The sequence below is a fragment of the Streptomyces sp. YPW6 genome (genome assembly GCF_018866325.1).
In the GTDB taxonomy this organism is placed as follows: Bacteria; Actinomycetota; Actinomycetes; order Streptomycetales; family Streptomycetaceae; genus Streptomyces.
In genome coordinates this window covers 6022463-6042583 of sequence record NZ_CP076457.1, presented here as the reverse complement: position 1 = coordinate 6042583, position 20121 = coordinate 6022463, and the positions used below count along the sequence as shown (strand labels likewise).

The following is a 20121-nucleotide window of genomic DNA, read 5'->3' as shown; positions in this document are numbered from 1 at the left end:
ACCCACTTATCCACAGGCGAGTGACATGAAGCGGTAACGGCAACAAGAATGCGGGGGTGACCTCCTCCGGGTCTTCCGGAGGAGTGTCCGATTTTCCGGGGTGGGCCGCGCGGACACGCGCGACGGCCTGTGCGCAGAAGGGCCGAGGAGGGCCGGGTGACGACCTATGACGATCGAGCGAGCCTCACGGATCTGACCACCACCGCAGAGCGGGTGCGCAGGTCGGTGGAGGATGTGATCGAGGGCAAGCCCGAGGTCGTACGGCTATCGCTGACCGTGCTGCTCGCCGAGGGGCATCTCCTCATCGAGGACGTTCCCGGGGTCGGCAAGACCATGCTGGCCAAGGCGCTGGCACGGTCCATCGACTGCTCCGTGCGGCGGATCCAGTTCACGCCCGATCTGCTGCCCTCGGACATCACCGGCGTGTCCATTTTCGACCAGCAGCGGCGGGACTTCGAGTTCAAGCCGGGCGCGATCTTCGCCCAGATCGTGATCGGCGACGAGATCAACCGGGCCTCGCCGAAGACGCAGTCGGCGCTGCTGGAGTCGATGGAGGAGCGCCAGGTCACCATCGACGGGCACACCTACGAGCTGCCCGACCCGTTCATGGTGGTGGCCACGCAGAACCCGGTCGAGATGGAGGGCACCTACCCGCTGCCCGAGGCTCAGCGCGACCGCTTCATGGCCCGGGTCTCCATCGGCTACCCGAACCCGGAGGCCGAGCTCCGGATGCTCGATGTGCACGGGGGTCTCTCGCCGCTGGACGACCTCCAGCCGGTGGCCCACGCCCACGACATCGTGAAGCTGATCGACGCCGTCCGTACGGTGCATGTCGCCGACGCCGTGCGGCGCTACGCCGTGGAGCTGGTCGCGGCCACCCGCACCCACCCCGATCTCCGGCTCGGCGCCTCCCCGCGCGCGACGCTGCATCTGCTGCGGGCCGCGAAGGCGTCCGCCGCGCTCAGCGGGCGCGACTACGCCCTGCCGGACGACGTCCAGGCGCTGGCCGCACCGGTGCTCGCGCACCGGCTGCTGCCCACCGCCCAGGCTCAGCTGAACCGCCGCACGGCGGAGCAGGTGGTCGGGGAGATCCTCCAGCGCACCCCCGTACCGACCTCGGCCGGCGGCACCGCGCCGCCCGCGCAGGAGCCGGGCCGCCCGCTGTACCACCAGCAGCAGCCCGGGGCACGGCGGCTGTGATGGCGGCCGGCGAGCCCGGCGCCGTGGAGGACGGCGGACGCAAGGGCGGTCTCCGGGCCGCCCTGGGCGGACTGACCACCCGGGGGCGGTCGTTTCTGGCCGCCGGTCTCGCCGCCGCCGTCTGCGCGTACGTCCTGGGCCAGAGCGACCTGCTGCGGGTCGGGCTGCTGCTCGCCGTGCTGCCCCTGGTCTGTGTGACCGTGCTCTACCGCACCCGCTACCGGGTCACCGGCACCCGGCGCCTCTCCCCCTCCCGGGTGCCCGCGGGCGCGGAGGCCCGGGTGCATCTGCGGATGGAGAACGTCTCGCGGCTGCCCACCGGTCTGCTGATGCTCCAGGACCGCGTGCCGTACGTCCTGGGGCCGCGCCCCCGCTTCGTCCTGGACCGGGTGGAGCCGGGCGGCCGGCGCGAGGTCTCCTACCGGGTCCGCTCCGACCTGCGCGGCCGCTATCCGCTCGGCCCGTTGCAGCTGCGGCTCAGCGACCCCTTCGGGATGTGCGAGCTGACGCGTTCCTTCAGCGCGTACGACACCCTCGTCGTCATCCCGCGCACGGTGCCGCTGCCCGCGCTGCGACTGGCGGGCGAGGCCTCCGGATACGGCGACGGGCGGCAGCGCTCGCTCGCGCTCGCGGGTGAGGACGACATCATTCCGCGCGGCTACCGGCACGGCGACGACCTGCGCCGGGTCCACTGGCGCTCCACCGCGCGCCACGGGGAGCTGATGGTGCGCCGCGAGGAACAGCCACAGCGGGCCCGGTGCACGGTCCTGCTGGACACCCGGCAGATCGGCTATCAGGGCGCCGGGCCGGACTCGGCGTTCGAGTGGGCGGTCTCGGGGGCGGCCTCCGCCCTCGTGCACATGCTGGAGCGTGGCTTCGCCGTGCGGCTGCTCACCGACGACGGCAATGCGGTGCCCGGCGAGGGGACCGACGGATTCGCGGGCTCGACCCAGGAATCCGCGGACTCGGCCGGGCTGATGCTGGACACGCTCGCCGTGGTCGGCCACTCCGACGGCGGGGGCCTCAGCCGCGCCCATGACGTGCTGCGCGGTGGCAGCGAGGGGCTGCTCGTCGCCTTCTTCGGTGATCTGGACGAGGAGCAGACCGCGGTCGCGGCCCGGATGCGGCAGCGGGCGGGCGCCGGTATCGCGTTCGTCCTGGACAGCGCCGCCTGGGCGGGCGACGGGAGCGCGGCGGGTGCGGCCGAGGACCGGCTGCGACGGCTGCGCGAGTCCGGCTGGACGGCGGTGCCGGTGGAGCCGGGTGACGAACTGCCCGCGCTGTGGCAGCTGGCCGGCGGGATGCGCACGGACACGCCGTCGGCCCCGAGCGGCGGCCCGACCGGTTTCGCGGGGGGATGGTCATGAGCGGACGGACCAGGCTGGCGCTGAGCGCCTATGCGGCGACACTGCTGGCGGCGGGGGCGCTGATCCCGCTGGTGGAGGGCGTCGGCTGGCTGGTGCAGGCCGCGGTGCTGCTCGGCGTCCAGAGCGGGGTGGGCGCCCTGGCCCGCCGGGTGCCCGTGGCCCGGACGCTGACCGTCGCCGCCCAGGCGCTGGTCACCCTCGTGCTGCTGACGCTGGTGTTCGCCCGGGACCACGCCCTGCTGGGTGCGGTGCCGGGCCCGCAGGCCGTCATGCGGCTCGGCGAGCTGCTGGTGGCGGGCGGTGAGGACGTCGGTACGTACTCCACCCCCGCGCCGCTGACCGACGGCATCAAGCTGCTGGTGGTCGGCGGGGTGCTGCTGATCGGTCTCCTGGTGGACGCCATGGCGGTGACCTTCCGCAGCGCGGCCCCGGCCGGACTCCCGCTCCTCGCCCTGTATTCGGTCGCGGCCGGTCTCTCCGACGGAGGGGCGGGCCGGCTGTGGTTCCTGCTGGCCGCCTCCGGCTATCTGCTGCTCCTGCTGGCCGAGAGCCGCGACCGGCTCTCCCAGTGGGGCCGTGTCTTCGGCGGGGCCGCGCGGACCAAGGGCGGCCTGGCCGACGGACTGTCCGGTACGCGCTCCGGCTCCTCCCCCGTGCGGACGGGGCGGCGGATCGGCGTGCTGGCGCTCGGCATCGCCCTGGTGGCCCCCCTCGCCCTGCCCGCGCTGGACAGCGGCCTGCTCGGCGGCAACGGCCCGGGGAACGGCAGGGGCAGCGGCGGCGGCACCATCTCCGCGGTGAATCCGCTGGTCTCCCTCCAGAACAACCTCAACCAGCCGGAGAACCGGGAGGTGATGACGTACCGCAGCAACATCGAGAACCCGCAGAACCTCTATCTCCGCATCCTGGCCCTGGACGAGTTCAACGGCAGCGAGTGGCGCTCCTCCACCCGACGGCTGACGGACGTACCCGACCGGCTTCCGCAGCCCGCGGGGCTCGGCGGGGACGTCTCGGTCACGGAGGTCAGGACGAACATCTCCGCCTCGCGCTCCTACCAGCAGACCTATCTGCCGCTCCCCTACCCGGCCAGCGAGGTCCGGGTCGACGGCCGCTGGCGGTACGAGCCCGAGGGCCGCACCCTGGTCGGCGACGACGGGCAGACCACGCGCGGCGCGCAGTACGAGGTGGGCAGCCTGGTCGTCGAACCCACGGCGGAGCAGCTCGCGGCCGCGGGGCCGCCGCCCGAGGAACTGCGCCGTGAGTACACCCGGCTCCCCGGCTCGCTTCCGGAGGTGGTCGCCGAGACCGCCGCGCAGGTGACGGACGGTTCGGCCAACGCCTACGAGCAGGCCGTGAAGCTCCAGGACTGGTTCGCCTCCGAGGGCGGCTTCACCTACGACACGACGGTCACCTCGGGCACGGGGTCGTCCGCCATCGCCCGGTTCCTCCGTGACAAGGAGGGCTTCTGCGTCCACTTCTCGTTCTCGATGGCCGCGATGGCCCGGACGCTGGACATTCCGGCCCGGGTCGCGGTGGGCTTCACCCCGGGGACCATGAAGTCGAACGGGGCGGTCTCGGTCGGTCTGCGCGACGCGCACGCCTGGCCCGAGCTGTATTTCGAGGGCATCGGGTGGACCCGGTTCGAGCCCACTCCGAGCCGGGGCAGCACCCCCTCGTGGACCCGCCCCGACTTCCCGACGGACACCCCGAGCGACGCCGCCGAGCCCTCGGCGGACACCTCGGCCGACCCCTCCGCGGCGCCGTCCGCCGACGACAGCTGCCCGCCGCTGCTGCGCCAGGAAGGCGGGTGCGGGCCCTCGCAGGAGGCGGGAGCGGCGGTACCGACCGACCGGGGCACCCCGCTCGGGACGGTGCTGCTGGTGGTCCTCGCGGCCGCCCTGGTCCTGGTGCTGCCGCTGTCGCCGCTGCTGTGGCGGATCCGGGCGAGGAACCGCCGGCTGGGCTCCGGGGGGCGGACGCCCGCCGACGCCGCCGCGCGGACGCTGGCCGCCTGGCGGGAGATCACCGACACGGCCTGGGACCACGGCATCCCTCCGGACGAGTCGCTGACGCCCCGGAAGGCGGCGGCCCGGATCGTGCGGCTGGGCCGGCTCGACACTCCTGCGGCCGAGGCCGTGCACCGCATCGCGGGCTCGGTGGAGCAGGTGCTGTACGCCGCCGAGCCGCGCCCGGCGGCCGGTCTGGCCGAGGACGCGTCGGCGGTGCGGGCGGGTCTGCGGGGATCGGCGGGCCGCGGTGCCCGGCTGCGGGCGACACTTCTGCCCCGCTCGTCCGTCCGGGTGGTGTGGGCCGCCGCCGACCGCCGGACGGCGCTCGCGGAGCGGTGGGCCGGCCGGGCGGGAGCCGGCCGCTGGACGGCCCGGCTGCGTCGCCTCACGCGCCAGCACGGCTGAGACGGGCGACGGTCCCGCCCGGGAGGTCCTCCGGCCCGGCCCCGCGGGCTCGGGCCGGAGGACCTCCCGGCTCTCGCGGGTCCCGGCGGCGCCACCGCGCGGAGCCGTGCGCCCTACCGCCCGGAACACCGTCCGGCAACGGCTGAGGGGCGGCCGCGAAAACGCGGCCGCCCCTCACCCATCTGTGTCCTGAGTCGCACGCGCGCCCTGCGGGAGCGCGCCCCCGCGGGAAGGCGAGGGCCGACGCGTACTCCTACTGGCCCTGTTCGTCGCGGCGGCGCTGCCACCGCTGCTCGATGCGGTTCATCATCGACCGGCGCTGTCTCGGTCGGCGGCGTGCACCGCTGTCCCCGCCACCTGCGGCCGCCGGCTGCTGTTCACCGGGCTTGGGCGCTTTGCGCCAACCGGTGACCGCGAGCACGGCACAGCCGAGCATGACGAGGAACCCCACCACGCTGATCCAGATCTGCTGGGCGACCATTCCGGCCATGAGGAGCGCGATACCCACCAGGAAGCCTGCGACCGCCTGGTAGACCCTTTTGCGGGTGTACGTACGCAGCCCGCTTCCCTCGAGCGCTGTCGCGAACTTGGGATCTTCGGCGTACAGCGCTCGCTCCATCTGCTCGAGCATGCGCTGCTCGTGCTCCGAGAGCGGCACGGGATCCTCCTCGTCGTCGGCCGCGGGGGCGACCGGTATGCGGCCCTTCCAGGATAGGCAGGGATTCGCCCCCGTGAAACCCGCCCTCTAGCGTTCAGCCAGTCCGGACCGCTATGTCGGCTCGGCTGTTGAGGCGTAGATTCCCCGACGACCGATCCGCCATGCCGGATGGTGTCACCCGATCATACGGGGCTTGCGCCCGGTACGGGGGTCCTGAGTCCCACTCCGTGCGCAGCTTCGTTGCTGATCAGTGGCGCTTCTCGCCCAGCACGTGCAGCTGGGTGGCGACCGAGTGGAACGCGGGCTGCTCGGCGGCGGCCGCTTCGAGCTTGAGGAGCGCCTCCACGGCCCCCGGCTCGGTGTCCACCAGGACACCCGGCACGAGGTCGGCGAAGACCCGGACGCCGTGCACCGCGGCGATCTCCATCCCGGCCTCGGAGACCAGGCCGGAGAGCTGCTCGGCGGTGAACCTGCGGGGCACCGGGTCGCCCTCGCCCCAGCGGCCCGCCGGGTCGGTGAGCGCCTGCCGGGCCTCGGTGAAGTGTCCGGCGAGCGCGCGGGCCAGAACGGCTCCGCCGAGGCCGGCGGCGAGCAGGCTGAGCGCGCCGGAGGGGCGCAGCGCCGCGACCGCGGTGCGGACGCCCTCGGCGGGCTCGTCGACGTACTCCAGGACGCCGTGGCAGAGCACCGCGTCGAAGCCCTCGCGCTCGACGACGTCGAACAGGCCGAGGATGTCGCCCTGGACCCCCCGGACCCGGTCGGCGACCCCGGCCTCGGCGGCACGGCGCTCCAGGGCGAAGAGTGCGTTGGGGCTGGGGTCGACGACGGTGACCCGGTGGCCGAGCCTGGCCGCGGGCACGGCGAAGTTGCCCGTGCCGCCGCCGGTGTCCAGGACGTCCAGGGCGTCCCTCCCGGTCGCCTTGACCTGACGGTCCAGAGCGTCCTTGAGGACCTCCCAGACCACGGCGGTACGGAGGGAGGCGCGGGGGCGCGGCTGGTCCGACACGGCAGATGACTCCTCGGCACGATGCCGCCGGGGACGGCGGAGCGTGGACAGTGCGGGTGGTGATGTGAGCGGTCACCACCCTATTGCCTCGCCCCGCCGTCCCGGGCGCGGCGTCGCCCGGCGCACGGCAGTCCGGCGCCGGGCTCCGGGTCATCCGCCGCCGGGGCGCCCCGAGCGGGGTTGCGGAAGGACCGGCTGGAGCACGAGGAGCCGTTCCACCAGGCGCAGGAACATGGCCGCGTCGCGCAGCAGGTCGTCGGCGTCGCGCGTGCTGGCGGCGCCCGGCATGCCGGCCTCCGCGCGGGCCCGGCGCTCGGCGCCCGAGGCGAAGAGGGCGCTCCATTCGGTCAACTCCGGGGCAGTCTCCGGGAGCACGTCCCAGGCGCTGCGGATTCGGTCGCGGCGGCGCTTGTTCGTCTCGGGGCGGCCGCGGGCGGCCAGCACGGCCGCCGCGGTGCGCAGGGCGGCGAGGTGGGCGGTGGCATACCGCTCGTTGGGCTCGCGGAGTGCGGCGGCCTCGTCGAGGCCGGAGCGGGCTTTGGCGAGCAGATCGAGGGCGGCGGGCGGCGCCGAGGCGCGGCGCTGCACGGGGTGGACATCGCTGGAGGCGCCGGTCAGTGAGGGTGCAGGGCTGACTGTGCGGCGCCGCGGGGCGGCTGCTGCGGACGAGCTGGCCATGACGAACCTCCTGTCGTCGTGTGACGGCTCCGTGGCCGTCTGTGTCCATGGTGGCGGGCCCCACTGACAATCGACCGTCGGTCGGCTCTGACCTGCTGTTTTGCTTCGAGCGCGAGTTCGGACTACCTTTTTGGACTGACCAGTCAGTTTAAAAAGGGGAGGGTCGCTGTGGAGAGCCCGCACGGGGCGGCTGTCAGCGCCGAGGACTTCGGACTGGAGGGACCGCGTGGCCGGGTCTTCCGGAACGTGACGTTCAGTGCCGAGCCGGGGGAACTGGTGGCCATCGAGGGACCGTCGGGATCGGGCCGCACCTGTCTGCTGCTCGCCCTGACCGGCCGGATGCGCACCACCGAGGGCCACGCGCAGACCGGCGGGCTGCACCTGCCGAAGCAGGCCGCCGCCGTCCGCAGGATCGCCGCGCTGGGCCCGGTGCCGGGCGTCAGCGAGCTGGACCCCGCCTTCACCGTCGCCGAGCACCTGGGCGAACGCGCCCTGCTCCAGGGCCGCTACGGCTCCCCCCTGCGCGCCCTGCTGCGCCCGCGCGCCGAGCGCCGGGCCGCCGCCGAGGCCCGGGTCGACGAGGCACTGGAGGCCGCGGGGCTCGACCCCGCCACACTGCCGAAGTCGGGACGCACCTCCGTCCGCGACCTGGAACGTCTGGAGGCGCTGCGGCTTTCCGTGGCGCTGGCACTGATCGGCAGGCCGCGGCTGCTGGCCGTCGACGACACCGACCTCAAGCTCTCGGACGCCGAACGCGAGCAGGCCTGGGCGCTGCTGCGCTCGGTGGCCGACGCCGGGACCACGGTGCTCGCCGTGTGCAGCGAGGCGCCCGGGAACACTCGGGTCGTACGCACCGCACCCGCCGTACAGGAGTCCGCCGGAGAGCCCGCCGCCGAGGAAAACGCCCCCCAGGAACCCACCACCGAAGAGGAGACGGCCGATGCGTTCGCCGAAACTGGCCGCGCTTGAGCTGAAGCGGTTCGGGCGGGGCAAGCTGCCCGCCGCCGCGCTCGTCGCCCTGCTGCTCCTGCCGCTGCTCTACGGCGCCCTGTACCTGTGCTCGTTCTGGGACCCGTACGGGAAGCTCGACAAGCTGCCCGTCGCCCTCGTCAACAACGACAAGGGGGCCACCAGCGACGGCAAGCGCATCACCGCCGGGGACGAGATCAGCGAGAAGCTGCTCGACTCCAAGGTCTTCGCCTGGCACGAGGTCAGCTCCGCCGAGGCCGACAAGGGTGTCGAGGAGGGCACGTACTACCTCTCGCTGACGATGCCGTCGGACTTCAGCAGGAAGATCGCGTCCAGCGGCGGGGACTCCCCCGAGACCGGCGCGCTCCAGGTACGGACGAACGACGCCAACAACTACATCGTCGGGCAGATCTCGAAGACGGTCTTCGGTGAGGTGCGCAACGCCGCCTCCACGAACGCCTCCCGGGGTTTCCTGGACCGCATCTTCATCAACTTCTCCGATCTGCACGACAAGACCGCCGAGGCGGCCAAGGGCGCCGACGACCTCAAGGGCGGCATCTCCAAGGCCAAGCAGGGCTCGAAGGACCTCGCGGACGGCCTCAAGGACTCCAAGGCGGGCAGCAAGAAGCTCTCCGACGGGATCGTGAAGCTGAACCAGGGCTCCCGCGACCTCGCGACGGGCTCCCAGCAGGTCGCCGGAGGCACCCGGATCCTGGCCGAGAAGGTCAACGGGATCGCCGGTGACGTGCGCCCCTTCTTCAAGGACAACGGGAAGTCCATCCAGGACACCGCACGACTGGTCGCCGACACCTCGGCGGCCGTACGGCACAACCTCGACGTGCTCGTGAAGTCCGCGCCCACCGCGGCCTCCGGCGCCAGGAAGGCCGCCGACGAGCTGGCCGAGATCCACCGGACGCAGTGCGAGGAGGCCGAGGAGCCCGACGCCACCGCCTGCCCGCCGCTGGAGCGCGCCAAGGTCACGGCCGAGGACGCCGCGAAGATCGCCGCCGATGTGAACACCCTGGTCACGAACCAGAACGGCGACCTCAAGAAGCTGAGCAACCAGCTGGTCACCTTCCAGAAGCAGGCCGAGGCGCTCGCCAAGCGGGTCCCGACGCTGGACGACGACCTGGCGACGGCCGTGGCGAAGGTCAACGAGCTGAACACCGGCGCCCAGAAGGTCGCCAAGGGCGCGCAGGCACTGCACGCGGGCCTCGGCACCGCGCAGACCGGCTCCAGCAACCTGGACACCGGCGTCGGCAAGCTGAAGACCGGCGCGGAGAACCTGGACGGCGGGCTGTTCCGGCTCGGCGACGGCTCGGCCGAACTGGCCCAGGGCCTCAACGACGGCGTGGACAAGATCCCGGACTACGACAAGAAGGACCGCGACGCACGCACCGACGTGATGGCCGACCCCGTCCAGCTGGCCTCCAAGTCGCTGCACGAGGCCCCCAACTACGGCACCGGCTTCGCCCCGTACTTCATCCCGCTGTCCCTGTGGGTCGGCGCGATGGTGGCGTACATGCTGATCCAGCCGCTCAACCGGCGGGCGCTCGCCGCCGGGGCCTCCTCCTGGCGGATCGCGTTCGCCGGCTGGCTCCCGGTCGCCGCCATCGGTACGGCCCAGGTCGGCGCCCTGATGGCCGTCCTGCACCTGGGGCTCGGCCTCCAGATGACCCACGCCGCCGGAACGATCGGCTTCCTGACCCTGGTGACCTGCTGCTTCGCCGCGATCGTGCAGTGGCTGAACGCCTGCTTCGGGGCGGCCGGGCGGATCCTGGTGCTGGTGGTGCTGATGCTCCAGCTGACCTCGGCCGGGGGCACGTACCCCGTCCAGACGAGCCCCGGCTTCTTCGGTGCGATCCACCCGTACCTCCCCATGACGTACGTGGTGGAGGGGCTGCGCAGGCTGATCACCGGCGGCCCGCTCACCCCGGTATGGCTGGGCTGCGCGGTGCTGGCGGCCTTCACCGTCGGCGCGCTCGCCCTGACCGCGCTCACCGCCCGCCGCAAGCAGGTGTGGAGCCTGAGCCGGCTGCACCCGGAGCTGAGCCTGTGAGCGCGCCCGCGGTCACGTCCCCGGGTACGCCCGGGCCTGGAAGAATCGGACCCATGGAAAGCAGTGGCACCACGCGCCGCCAGGCCACCCGGCAGAAGCTCTACGAGGCGGCGGTGACGCTCATCGCCGAGAAGGGCTTCTCGGCGACCACCGTCGACGAGATCGCCGAGCGCGCCGGGGTCGCCAAGGGCACGGTCTATTACAACTTCAAGAGCAAGACCGAGCTGTTCGAGGAGCTGCTCCGGCACGGCGTGGGGCTGCTCACCGCCTCGCTGCGGGCCGCAGCCGAGGAGTCCGAGGAGCGTGGCGGCACCCGCGTCGAGGCGCTGGACTCGATGATCCGGGCCGGGCTCGCCTTCATCGACCGCTATCCGGCCTTCACCCAGCTGTACGTGGCCGAGCTCTGGCGGACCAACCGCGCCTGGCAGTCGACGCTGCTGGTGGTGCGTCAGGAGGCCGTGGCGGTCGTCGAGGGCGTCCTGCGCGACGCGGTGCGCAGCGGTGAGCTGAGCGAGGAGATCGACATCCCGCTGACGGCGGCCGCGCTGGTCGGGATGGTGCTGGTGGCGGCGCTGGACTGGCAGGCGTTCCAGCCGGAGCGCTCGATCGACGAGGTCCACTCGGCCCTGTCGCTGCTGCTGCACGGGCGGGTCAGCGGCCACTGAGGCCGCACGCCCGGGAAGGCGCCGGGCAACGCCGAAGACGCCGGCCGACGAGATTCGCATCCCCCGCGAACCTCTTCGGACCGGCGTCTTCCGTGCTTCCGGAACCCGTTCCCCGTGACCCCGTATGTCCCCCGTGGTCCCCGGGATCCGTCGCGCACCCCCGTTGCGTCGGGGGAACCGCACCGTTCCGCCGCCCCGTGCCGGCGGTCCTGGCGCAGCGCCCCTTCCGTGGTCATCACTCTGCCGTCCCCGCAGGTCGGGGCCTATCCGTGCGGGTACTCATCTGCACGCCTAGGTACGCGTACTCAGAGCTGCGCCCGCGACCTCACCCGGCTCCGGCGGGAGGTCGTTACGATCGCCTGCGTGTCTGTCATCCCTCTCGTGTTCACCAGCGGCTGGGCGAGCGGGATCAACGCGTACGCGGTGGTCCTGCTGCTCGGCCTGTTCGGCGCGACCGGCGTCTCCGACGAGGTGCCCGCCGCGCTCCAGCGCACGGACGTCCTGATCGTGGCCGGTGTGCTCTTCCTCTGCGAGGCGGTCGCGGACAAGATCCCCTACGTCGACTCGGTCTGGGACACCGCGCACACGGTCATCCGGCCGGTGGCCGGGGCGGTGGTGGCGGCGCTGCTGGCCGGGGAGAGCGGTTCGCTGCCGGAGCTGGCGGCCGGGGCGATCGGCGGGTCGACGGCGCTGATGAGCCATCTGGTGAAGGCCGGTACGCGGATGGCCGTCAACACCTCCCCCGAGCCCTTCAGCAACATCGGCCTGAGCATCGCCGAGGACCTCGGGGTCGCGGGCATCGTCACCTTCGCGGTGTTCAACCCGGTGGCGGCCGCCGTGATCGCGGCCGTGCTGCTGGCGCTCGGGATCGTCACCGTGCTCTTCCTCGCCTCGCGGATCCGCCGCTTCCTGCGCCGCCGGGCGCAGCGCCGCGCGGAGAAGCGCCCGGCCCCGGCGGGCGGGCTCCGGCCTGACGGCTGAGGTGTCGGCGCCGGTCGATAAAGTCACCGGCATGGCACGAATTGCGGTGATCGGCGCCGGGACGGGCGCGATGGCGGCGGCCGCCCGGCTGGCCGTGGCGGGCGAGAAGGTGACGGTCTACGAGCGGTCCGCGGGCTACGGCGGCTCGGTCGGCCGGTACGAGCACGAGGGCTTCGTCTTCGACACCGGCCCCGGGCTGCTGCATCTGCCCGCCGTCCAGCGGGACCTCTTCGTGAAGACCGGCAAGGAGTCGCTGGAGCAGTCCGTGACGCTGACCCAGGTCGACCCGGCGAGCCGCCATCTCTTCCCGGACGGCACGGCGGTGTCCCTGCCGAACGCCTCCCGGGCCGGGGTGGCCACCGCCCTGGACGCGGCGTTGGGCGCCGGTTCCGGGGAGCGCTGGAGCGACTTCATGGACCGGGCCCGGGACGCCTGGGACCGCTCCCGGCGGCCGCTGCTGGAAGAGCCGCTGCGCGCGGACCACCAGGTGCTGGGGCGCGATCCGTATCCGGCGGTGCGGCAGCGGCGGCTGCTGCGCCCGGCCCGGCAGGCGTCCACGGTCGCGGAGATCGGCGCGTGGGAGCTGGCGGACGGGCGCCTGGCGGCCCTGCTCGACGGGTACGCGTTCGCCCACGGCCTCGACCCGCGCACCGCCCCCGCGAGCGCCGCCCTGGTGCCCTACATGGAGCAGACCTTCGGCAGCTGGTACGTGATGGGCGGGATGCGGGAGCTGGCCCGTGCGGTGTACGAGCGGTGCGTGGCCCGCCGGGTGGAGTTCGTCTTCGGAGCCGAGGTGGTGCGGGTCGTCGAGAAGGACGGCCGGGCGGCGGGCGTGGAGCTGGCGGACGGCGAGGTGGCCGGGGCCGACCGGGTGGTGCTCGGGGTCCGGCCGCGTCCGGGGCTGGTGCCGGATCAGCGGGCGTGGGGCGCGGACGACGTGCCGGTCCGGGCGGGCTCGGGCGCGGGCTCGGCGGGCCGGTTCACGGTACTCCTGTCGCTGCGCGGGGCCAGGGAGGCGGATGCGGTGCACCGGACCGTCGTGCACAGCGCGGAGGGGACGGCGGAGCAGGAGGCGGTGTTCGGGGGGCGGGTCGCCGGCCACCCCACGGTGACGGTGCTGCGCCCCGACGATCCCGCGACCCGCCCGGACCCGGAGCACGAGGCGGTGACGCTCACCGCGACGGTGGCTCCGCAGGGGCCGGTCGACTGGCGCGACGCACAGGTGCGGCAGCGGTTCGCCGATGCCCTGGTGGAGCGGGCGGGGGCGGCCGTTCCCGGGCTGCGGGAGCGGATCCTGCACACGGAGATCCGTACGCCGGCGGAGACCGAGGCGGAGACGGGGGCCGAGGGCGGTGCGGTGCCGCCGCCCGCGCTGGCCGGGGCGGACGGCGCGTATCTGCACCCGGGCAACGCCACCCGGCTGCCGGGGCTGTATCTCGCGGGCGGCTGGGCGCATCCGGGCGGCGGTCTCCCGCACGCCGGGATGTCGGGGACGCTGGTGGCCGGGCTCGTGGTGGAGGGCGAGGGCTTCCGCGGCTCCCGCTGAGCGGCACGGCCGCCGGTCCGCCCCCGGCCGGCGGCGCGTTCAGTAGCGGTACTGCTCGTTCTGACCGGTGTCGTAGCCGTTGCCGTACGGGGCGGGCCCGGTGGGCTGCTCCGGTGGCGTCGGGGAGTACGGCTCGGTGTCGCGCTGCTGCGGAACCCAGACACCGCCGGGCGGGGTGTCGGTGGAGTACGCCCCGGCGCCGTAGGGGTCCTCGCCGTAGCTCTGGGCGTAGGGGTCGGCGTAGCTCTGCTGCCCGCCCTGGCTGTCGTAGCCGTCACCGCCGCCGTAGGCGTCGTAGCCGTAGGAGGGGGATCCGTTGGTGGTGCCGATGTACGGATCGGAGTAGGCGGCGTAGTTCTGCTCGCCGGTGCCGTAGTCGTACGTCCCGGCGTAGGGGTCCTGGGCGGGCTGCTGGTCGTAGCCGGTGTACGGGTCGTACGCGGTGTGCTGCGGGAGGTCCGAGGGGTCGGCGTCGTGGCCCTGGTCCTGGTGTGCGTGGCCGTCCCGGTCGTAACCGGTGTCCCCGTACACGCCGTACTGGCCGGTGTCCTCGGGGAGCGGCTGCGGTTCGTGGACGGTCGGGACTGCGGAGGGCCGGTCGTACCCGGCCGGGGCGTCCGGCTCCGCGACCTCCAGGCCGGAGACCTCCAGCGTGGGTTCCTTCACGGCCGCGCCCCCGCCGCGCCTGCGGCGACGACTCTCCCCCGGGCTGCCGCCGATGGCCCAGCCGGTGGAGAAGCCGCGCCGGAAGGACAGCGTGACGAAGGTCTGGCCGGTGGCGAAGGCGAGCGTCCCGACGACGATGACCGGGACGGAGGCCAGCAGCACACCGACCACCACGCCGAGGAAGCCGCCGAAGGCGAGCAGCCGCCAGCGCAGTCGCGCCTTGTACTGCAGCAGCACCTCACCGAGCAGCCACAGCGCCACCAGGCCGAATGCGATGTAGAGGACCGTCCAGCCCACGCCCGCCCCCTCCTTCGGCCGTCGCCGCTTCGGGGGCGGGTACGACCGGTCACGACTGCTTGTGCAGTCCGAGTTTCTCGTAGATCTCGAGCGTCGCCGTCGAGTTGTTGAGCGTGATGAAGTGCAGCCCGGGCACACCCTCGGACAGCAGCTTCGCGCAGAACTCCGTTGCGAACTCGATGCCAATGGAGCGTACAGCGGCCGGATCGTCCTTGACGGCGAGGATGCGCTCTTTCAACGACGCGGGCACGGTCGCGTTGCTGAGCTGGGAGAACTTTTCCCATTGCTTCACGCTGGTGAGGGGCATGACCTCGGGAATCACCGGCGTTTCGCAACCCGCAGCGACCACGCGGTCACGCATTCGGAGGTAGTCCTCCGGGCGGAAGAACATCTGGGTGATGGCGTAATCCGCGCCCGCCCGGCACTTGTCCACGAAATGACCGATGTCCGTCTCCCAGTCGGTGGACCGGGGGTGCATTTCGGGAAATGCCGCGACGCCAACGCAGAAGTCCCCCGATTCCTTGATGAGGCGGACGAGGTCGGCAGCGTACTTGACCCCCTGCGGGTGCTCCACCCACTCGCCCATCGGGTCGCCCGGCGGGTCGCCGCGCACGGCGAGGATGTTCCTGATGCCCGCGTCGGCGTACTGGCCGATCATGTTGCGCAGTTCGGCGATCGAGTGGTTGACCGCGGTGAGGTGGGCGACGGGAGTGAGGGTGGAGTCCGCCGCGATCTCCTGGGTGGCCTTGACCGTCCCGGCGCGGGTGGAGCCTCCGGCGCCGTACGTCACGGAGACAAAGCTCGGGCGGACCGCCTCGACCCGGCGCAGCGCGTTCCAGAGGTTGCGCTCGCCTTTCTCCGTCTTGGGAGCCCAGAACTCGAAGGAGTAGGACGTCTTGCCGGTCGCCAGCATGTCACGCACGGTGCGCGCGTGATCCGTCCTGGTGGAGGCTGTTCCGAGGGCCATAAGGGGAGGTTAACCAAGGGGTGGACACTCCCCCAACCAGAGCGGGAAACTTTGTCTGGTTTTGTCGGACTGTTGTCCACTCCTCGGACATTCCTCGGCCCCAGACCCCCGAAAAGGCGCCGGGTGGGAGTCCCGGTGGCCCGCCGTTCGCGGCCCGGGACTCAGACCGCGTGGGCCCGGACGCGACGGGCCAGCTCGGCACTGGCGGCGGCCGGGTCGTCGGCCTCGGTGATGGCCCGGACGACGACGACGCGGCGGGCTCCGGCGCCCAGCACCTGGTCCAGATTGCCCGCGTCGATCCCGCCGATCGCGAACCACGGGCGCGGTGTGCCGAGGGAGGCGGCGTGGCGCACGAGGCCGAGGCCGGGGGCGTGCCGGCCGGGCTTGGTGGGGGTGGGCCAGCAGGGGCCGGTGCAGAAGTAGTCCACGCCGTCCTGGGTGGCGGCGGCGTCCACCTCGGCCTCGGCGTGCGTGGAGCGACCGATCAGCCGGTCGGCGCCGATGATCGCGCGGGCGGCGGGGACGGGCAGATCGCCCTGGCCGAGGTGCAGGACGTCGGCGCCGATGGCGTGGGCGACATCGGCGCGGTCGTTCACGGCGAGGAGCTTGCCGTGCCGGCGGCAGGCGTCGGCGAACACCGCGAGGTGCTCCAGCTCCTCCGCGGCCTCCATGCCCTTGTCCCGGAGCTGGACGATGTCGACGCCGGAGGTGAGCACGGCATCGAGGAAGGCGGGGAGGTCACCCTGCCGCTTGCGGGCGTCCGTGCACAGGTAGAGCCGGGCGTCGGACAGCTGCTCGCGAGGCGTGGACATAGCGAAACTCCCCCGTGGTCGTCACGGCGGACGGACTTCCCCCGTGGTCGTGACGGTGCACGGGCCGCGTCGGACGGCCCGTGCACCGCTTCCTGTCGTATCGGATCAGACGGCGAGCGCCTGGGCGCGGCGCTTCACCTCCGTCCCGCGATTCTCGCTCAGCGCCTGCGCGGGGGTGCCGGGCAGGGTGGGGTCGGGAGTGAAGAGCCACTCCAGCATCTCTTCCTCGGAGAAGCCGTCGTCCTTCAGGAGGGTCAGGGTGCCGGCGAGGCCCTTGACCACCTTGCTGCCGTCGATGAAGGCGGCGGGCACCTGGAGCGTCCGGTTCTCACCACGGCGTACGGCGATGAGCTGGCCCTCCTTGACCAGCTGGCGTACGCGCGTCACCTCGATGTCGAGCATCTCGGCGATGTCGGGAAGGTGGAGCCAGGCAGGGACGAGAGCATCGGTCTTTGCGTCAATCTCGGTCACAGGGACAAGCGTGCCACCTGGGACTGACAGCCGGTAGCCGGGCCCGACCGTACGGGGGGCGTCGGCGGCGGCTCCGGGATGGTCAGAGGGCGGTGGACTTCAGCGGTACGGCGGGGTCGGCGACCTTCTCCGGGTCGAGGGCGGCCCCCGACTCGATGAGCCTGCGGCCCTGGGCCAGATCGCGCGGGCGGCCCACGGCGAGCACGGCGGCCAGCGCGCCCTCGCGCAGCCAGCACACCGACCAGGTGGCGTCCGCCCCGTCACCGCGCCACAGCAGGGTGTCGGCGCCGGCGTGGTGGCCGGCGTACTGCACGAAACGGCCGAACTGCTCGGACCAGAAGTACGGGACGGGGTCGTGGATCGGGAGCGGCAAGCCGCTCTCCGCCGCCATGATCGCGGCGGCGGCGGTGCGCGGCCCCTGGAGGGCGTTGTCCCAGTGGTGGACCAGCAGGCGGGTGCCGTAGCGGGCGGAGGGGAAGGAGGCGCAGTCGCCGACCGCGTACACATCGGGCAGCGAGGTGCGCAGGGCGCTGTCGGCGGTGACCGAGCCGTCCGGGCCGAGCGCGATCCCGGAACCCGTCAGCCAGGCGGTGGCGGGGCGCGCGCCGATGCCGACGACCACGGCCCCGGCGGGCAGGATGCGGCCGTCGGCGAGGAGCACGGCTCCCTCCGTGACGCGCTCGACCCGGGCCCCGGTGAGGAGTTCGGCGCCGCTCTCGGCGTACCAGGCGGCCATCGGGGCGGCCACCTCGGCGGGCAGGGTGCCCGCGAGCGGGCGGGCCGCGGCCTCGACGACGGTGACGGCGCAGCCCGCGGAGCGGGCCGCGGTGGCGAACTCCGCGCCGATCCAGCCCGCCCCGACGACGACCACGTCGTGCCGCCGGTCCAGGACGGGTCGCAGCCGGGCCGCGTCGTCGAGGGTGCGCAGCAGATGGACCCCGGGCACACCCTCGGTGCCGGGCAGGGTCAGGGGTTCGGCGCCGGTGGCGAGGATGAGGGCGTCGTAGCCGACGGGCCCGTCCGCGGTGTCCAGCACATGGTCGGCGGCGCGCAGGGCGGTGACGTCCAGGCCGAGACGCAGGGTGATGTCCAGCGCCTCGAAGTCGACGTCGAAGGCGGAGTCCTCGGCCTTGCCCAGCAGCACGGCCTTGGACAGCGGCGGCCGGTCGTAGGGCTGGTGGGGCTCGGCCCCGATGAGGGTGACGGGACCGGCGAAGCCCGCCTCGCGCAGGGCGACGGCGCTCTGCACCCCCGCCATGCCGGCCCCGACGATCACGACGTTCCGGACCGGACTCTTCTCCGTCTGCTGCTCGCTCACCCGTCCACCCTAACCATCTGACGAAGCGTCAGGAACAGGGCCGCCGGAACGAGGGCCCTCAGGAGGCCACTTCCTCCACCACGCTCGTCCCGCCGCCCTCCTGGGACTCCCATTCCCAGCGCTCCTCCAGCCTCACCCGGCCGTCCGCGAGATCGACGACGGTGGAGAGGCAGTGCCCGCCGGAGGTCGTTCCGTCCTGCTTGAGCTGGACGTAGCGGAAGTCCAGGGCGTCCCCGTCCCGGGTGCCGACCAGGTGGCCGCGGACGACGTCACCGCCGGTGTACTCGGCCCAGATCCGGCCATCCCGCTCGTGGTACGTGAACCGGGTGCGGGTGCCGACCTGGCCCGGGGCCTGGTCGGCGACGGGCGCGAGGACGAGTCCGTCGAGCGAACGGGCCATGATGTGCGCTCCCCTGCGAGCCGGTGGGCGGTCGGGTTTAGGGTGGCCACGGTAGAACACTCGCGGGAGCCCGGACGCACCGGGCTGAGAGGGAGGCTGGACGGCCTCCGACCGTACGAACCTGATCCGGGTCATGCCGGCGAAGGGAGGGGCTGGACACTCATGCGCGTCTCGGGGAAGACCCACGGAGCCTCGGGGGAAACGGGAACCCCAGGATCCGACGTCCTCGTCATCGGGGGCGGCATCATCGGCCTGGTCACCGCGTGGCGGGCCGCACAGCGCGGACTGACGGTCACCGTGGCCGATCCCGCACCGGGCGGCGGTGCCGCGCGGGTCGCGGCGGGCATGCTCGCCGCCGTCACCGAACTGCACTACGGCGAGCAGATGCTGCTCGGACTCAACCTGGCCTCTGCCGCCCGCTATCCGGCGTTCGTCGAGGAGCTGGAGGAGGCGAGCGGCCGGGACACCGGTTTCCGGAGCTGCGGCACGCTCGCCGTGGCGCTGGACTCCGACGACCGGGCGCACCTGCGCGAACTGCACGCCCTCCAGGAGCGTTCGGGGCTGGAGTCGGTGTGGCTGAGCGGCCGTGAGTGCCGCCGCCTGGAACCGATGCTGGCCCCGGGCGTCCGCGGCGGCCTGCGGGTCGACGGCGACCACCAGGTGGATCCGCGCCGGCTCGCCTCGGCACTCTTGACCGCGTGCGAGCGGGCCGGGGTCGGGTTCCGCCGGACGACCGCCGAGCGGCTCACCGTCGAGCGGGGCCGCGCCACCGGGGCGTCGCTCGGGGACGGCACGGAGTGCGCGGCCGGTCAGGTCGTGCTGGCCGCGGGCAGCCTCAGCGGCCGGCTCGCGGGACTACCGCCGGAGCTCGTCCCACCGGTCCGGCCGGTCAAGGGCCAGGTCCTGCGGCTCACCGTGCCCCCGGCGTACGCCCCCTTCCTCAGCCGCACCGTGCGCGCCGTGGTCCGGGGCGGCCACCTCTACCTCGTCCCGCGCGAGAACGGCGAGCTGGTCGTCGGCGCCACCAGCGAGGAGATGGGCTGGGACACCACGGTCACCGCCGGCGGGGTGTACGAGCTGCTGCGCGACGCCCACGAGCTGGTGCCGGGCATCACCGAGCTGCCGCTCACCGAGACCCGGGCCGGTCTGCGGCCCGCGTCGCCCGACAACGCCCCGCTGCTCGGCCCGACCGCCCTGCCCGGCCTCCTGCTCGCCACGGGTCACCACCGCAACGGCGTCCTGCTGACTCCCGTCACCGGGGACGCGCTGGCCGACGCCCTCACCACCGGCGAGCTGCCGGAGCCGGCCCGCCCCTTCGCCCCCGGCCGCTTCGCACCCGCCGCCCCCGCACTCCAGGAGCAGCCCGTATGACCCAGCAGCCCACTCCTCCGGAAGCCACCGCCCCGCCGCGAGCGGCAGCACCGCAGACCACCGCGACGGCCACCGTCTCCGTCTCGGTGAACGGGGAAGCGCGTGCCGTTCCCGCCGGGACGGATCTGGGCGCCCTGGTCGGCGCCCTGACCCCGGCCCGCTCCGGCGTCGCCGCGGCCGTCAACGAGAGCGTCGTCCCGCGCGGCCGGTGGGCCGCCACGACACTCGGCGAGGGCGACCGTGTCGAGGTCCTGACAGCCGTACAGGGAGGCTGAC

General features: G+C 73.4%; 19 protein-coding genes and 1 riboswitch. Of the genes, 10 read left to right on the top strand and 9 right to left on the bottom strand.

Annotation, left to right across the window (positions count from 1 at the left end):
* Positions 1-156 precede the first annotated feature (156 nt).
* From KME66_RS26470 to KME66_RS26460, 3 genes are read left to right on the top strand one after another with little or no spacing between them, the layout of a single operon-like run.
* Positions 157-1200 carry a MoxR family ATPase gene (locus tag KME66_RS26470; RefSeq protein WP_216326743.1) on the top strand — a complete coding sequence of 348 codons (1044 nt, stop codon included), beginning with the start codon at positions 157-159 and terminating at the stop codon, positions 1198-1200.
* Positions 1200-2567: a DUF58 domain-containing protein gene (locus tag KME66_RS26465; protein WP_216326740.1), complete on the top strand. Its 1368-nt coding sequence runs from the start codon at positions 1200-1202 to the stop codon at positions 2565-2567. Before KME66_RS26470 ends, KME66_RS26465 begins: the two co-directional genes overlap by 1 nt.
* On the top strand, positions 2564-4981 hold the full coding sequence (locus KME66_RS26460) for a DUF3488 and transglutaminase-like domain-containing protein (RefSeq protein ID WP_216326737.1): 2418 nt from the start codon (positions 2564-2566) through the stop codon (positions 4979-4981). The genes KME66_RS26465 and KME66_RS26460 overlap by 4 nt, the downstream gene beginning before the upstream one ends.
* A 253-nt stretch (positions 4982-5234) precedes the next feature.
* On the opposite strand, the gene KME66_RS26455 is transcribed toward KME66_RS26460, so the two are convergent.
* From KME66_RS26455 to KME66_RS26445, 3 genes are all read right to left on the bottom strand, one after another.
* Positions 5235-5639: a DUF3040 domain-containing protein gene (locus KME66_RS26455; protein WP_006123866.1), complete on the bottom strand. Its 405-nt coding sequence runs from the start codon at positions 5637-5639 to the stop codon at positions 5235-5237.
* 247 nt (positions 5640-5886) lie between these two features.
* Positions 5887-6645 (bottom strand): methyltransferase, encoded by a 759-nt coding sequence (locus KME66_RS26450; RefSeq protein ID WP_073217883.1) that lies wholly within the window; start codon positions 6643-6645, stop codon positions 5887-5889.
* Positions 6646-6795: 150 nt separating this feature from the next.
* A complete protein-coding gene (locus KME66_RS26445) occupies positions 6796-7323 on the bottom strand; it encodes an SAV_6107 family HEPN domain-containing protein (protein ID WP_216326734.1) in 528 nt (175 codons plus the stop codon).
* 168 nt (positions 7324-7491) lie between these two features.
* Between KME66_RS26445 and KME66_RS26440 the strand changes: the two genes are divergently transcribed.
* The 5 genes from KME66_RS26440 (at position 7492) to KME66_RS26420 (ending at position 13543) form a co-directional block, all read left to right on the top strand.
* Positions 7492-8292, top strand: a complete 801-nt coding sequence (locus KME66_RS26440) for an ATP-binding cassette domain-containing protein (protein WP_216326731.1) — start codon at positions 7492-7494, stop codon at positions 8290-8292.
* Positions 8264-10351, top strand: a complete 2088-nt coding sequence (locus tag KME66_RS26435; RefSeq protein WP_216326728.1) for a YhgE/Pip family protein — start codon at positions 8264-8266, stop codon at positions 10349-10351. The genes KME66_RS26440 and KME66_RS26435 overlap by 29 nt, the downstream gene beginning before the upstream one ends.
* Before the next feature lie 53 nt (positions 10352-10404).
* Positions 10405-11016: a TetR/AcrR family transcriptional regulator gene (locus KME66_RS26430; RefSeq protein WP_073217894.1), complete on the top strand. Its 612-nt coding sequence runs from the start codon at positions 10405-10407 to the stop codon at positions 11014-11016.
* A 363-nt stretch (positions 11017-11379) separates the two neighbouring features.
* Positions 11380-11997, top strand: coding sequence for a DUF4126 domain-containing protein (locus tag KME66_RS26425; protein WP_073217896.1), 618 nt, complete (start codon positions 11380-11382; stop codon positions 11995-11997).
* 31 nt (positions 11998-12028) lie between these two features.
* Positions 12029-13543 carry an NAD(P)/FAD-dependent oxidoreductase gene (locus KME66_RS26420; RefSeq protein WP_216326726.1) on the top strand — a complete coding sequence of 505 codons (1515 nt, stop codon included), beginning with the start codon at positions 12029-12031 and terminating at the stop codon, positions 13541-13543.
* 39 nt (positions 13544-13582) lie between these two features.
* Here KME66_RS26420 and KME66_RS26415 read toward each other — a convergent pair whose 3' ends face one another.
* From KME66_RS26415 to KME66_RS26390, 6 genes are all read right to left on the bottom strand, one after another.
* On the bottom strand, positions 13583-14506 hold the full coding sequence (locus KME66_RS26415; protein ID WP_216326723.1) for a hypothetical protein: 924 nt from the start codon (positions 14504-14506) through the stop codon (positions 13583-13585).
* Between the two features lie 49 nt (positions 14507-14555).
* Complete coding sequence (metF, locus tag KME66_RS26410) at positions 14556-15473, bottom strand: methylenetetrahydrofolate reductase [NAD(P)H] (RefSeq protein WP_073217905.1); 918 nt, start codon at positions 15471-15473, stop codon at positions 14556-14558.
* A gap of 161 nt (positions 15474-15634) precedes the next feature.
* Positions 15635-16285: a thiamine phosphate synthase gene (thiE, locus tag KME66_RS26405; RefSeq protein WP_216326720.1), complete on the bottom strand. Its 651-nt coding sequence runs from the start codon at positions 16283-16285 to the stop codon at positions 15635-15637.
* Between the two features lie 105 nt (positions 16286-16390).
* Positions 16391-16756, bottom strand: a complete 366-nt coding sequence (locus tag KME66_RS26400; protein ID WP_073217912.1) for an Rv2175c family DNA-binding protein — start codon at positions 16754-16756, stop codon at positions 16391-16393.
* Between the two features lie 82 nt (positions 16757-16838).
* Positions 16839-18014 carry an NAD(P)/FAD-dependent oxidoreductase gene (locus tag KME66_RS26395; RefSeq protein ID WP_253208621.1) on the bottom strand — a complete coding sequence of 392 codons (1176 nt, stop codon included), beginning with the start codon at positions 18012-18014 and terminating at the stop codon, positions 16839-16841.
* Between the two features lie 118 nt (positions 18015-18132).
* On the bottom strand, positions 18133-18474 hold the full coding sequence (locus KME66_RS26390) for a hypothetical protein (protein ID WP_073217919.1): 342 nt from the start codon (positions 18472-18474) through the stop codon (positions 18133-18135).
* A gap of 52 nt (positions 18475-18526) precedes the next feature.
* Positions 18527-18639: riboswitch (TPP riboswitch) on the top strand.
* Between KME66_RS26390 and thiO the strand changes: the two genes are divergently transcribed.
* Together thiO and thiS are read left to right on the top strand one after the other, a co-directional pair.
* Positions 18637-19845, top strand: coding sequence for a glycine oxidase ThiO (gene thiO / locus KME66_RS26385; RefSeq protein ID WP_216326715.1), 1209 nt, complete (start codon positions 18637-18639; stop codon positions 19843-19845). It overlaps the preceding riboswitch by 3 nt.
* Complete coding sequence (gene thiS / locus KME66_RS26380) at positions 19842-20120, top strand: sulfur carrier protein ThiS (protein WP_253208487.1); 279 nt, start codon at positions 19842-19844, stop codon at positions 20118-20120. Before thiO ends, thiS begins: the two co-directional genes overlap by 4 nt.
* Position 20121 lies beyond the last annotated feature (1 nt).

Coding starts and splice junctions, on each gene's coding strand:
- KME66_RS26465 (WP_216326740.1), top strand. CDS start 1,200: ATGGCGGCCGGCGAGCCCGGCGCCGTGGAGGACGGCGGACGCAAGGGC.
- KME66_RS26420 (WP_216326726.1), top strand. CDS start 12,029: ATGGCACGAATTGCGGTGATCGGCGCCGGGACGGGCGCGATGGCGGCG.
- thiS (WP_253208487.1), top strand. CDS start 19,842: ATGACCCAGCAGCCCACTCCTCCGGAAGCCACCGCCCCGCCGCGAGCG.
- KME66_RS26445 (WP_216326734.1), bottom strand. CDS start 7,323: ATGGCCAGCTCGTCCGCAGCAGCCGCCCCGCGGCGCCGCACAGTCAGC.
- metF (WP_073217905.1), bottom strand. CDS start 15,473: ATGGCCCTCGGAACAGCCTCCACCAGGACGGATCACGCGCGCACCGTG.
- KME66_RS26460 (WP_216326737.1), top strand. CDS start 2,564: ATGAGCGGACGGACCAGGCTGGCGCTGAGCGCCTATGCGGCGACACTG.
- thiO (WP_216326715.1), top strand. CDS start 18,637: ATGCGCGTCTCGGGGAAGACCCACGGAGCCTCGGGGGAAACGGGAACC.
- thiE (WP_216326720.1), bottom strand. CDS start 16,285: ATGTCCACGCCTCGCGAGCAGCTGTCCGACGCCCGGCTCTACCTGTGC.
- KME66_RS26390 (WP_073217919.1), bottom strand. CDS start 18,474: ATGGCCCGTTCGCTCGACGGACTCGTCCTCGCGCCCGTCGCCGACCAG.
- KME66_RS26435 (WP_216326728.1), top strand. CDS start 8,264: ATGCGTTCGCCGAAACTGGCCGCGCTTGAGCTGAAGCGGTTCGGGCGG.
- KME66_RS26430 (WP_073217894.1), top strand. CDS start 10,405: ATGGAAAGCAGTGGCACCACGCGCCGCCAGGCCACCCGGCAGAAGCTC.
- KME66_RS26395 (WP_253208621.1), bottom strand. CDS start 18,014: ATGGCGGGGGTGCAGAGCGCCGTCGCCCTGCGCGAGGCGGGCTTCGCC.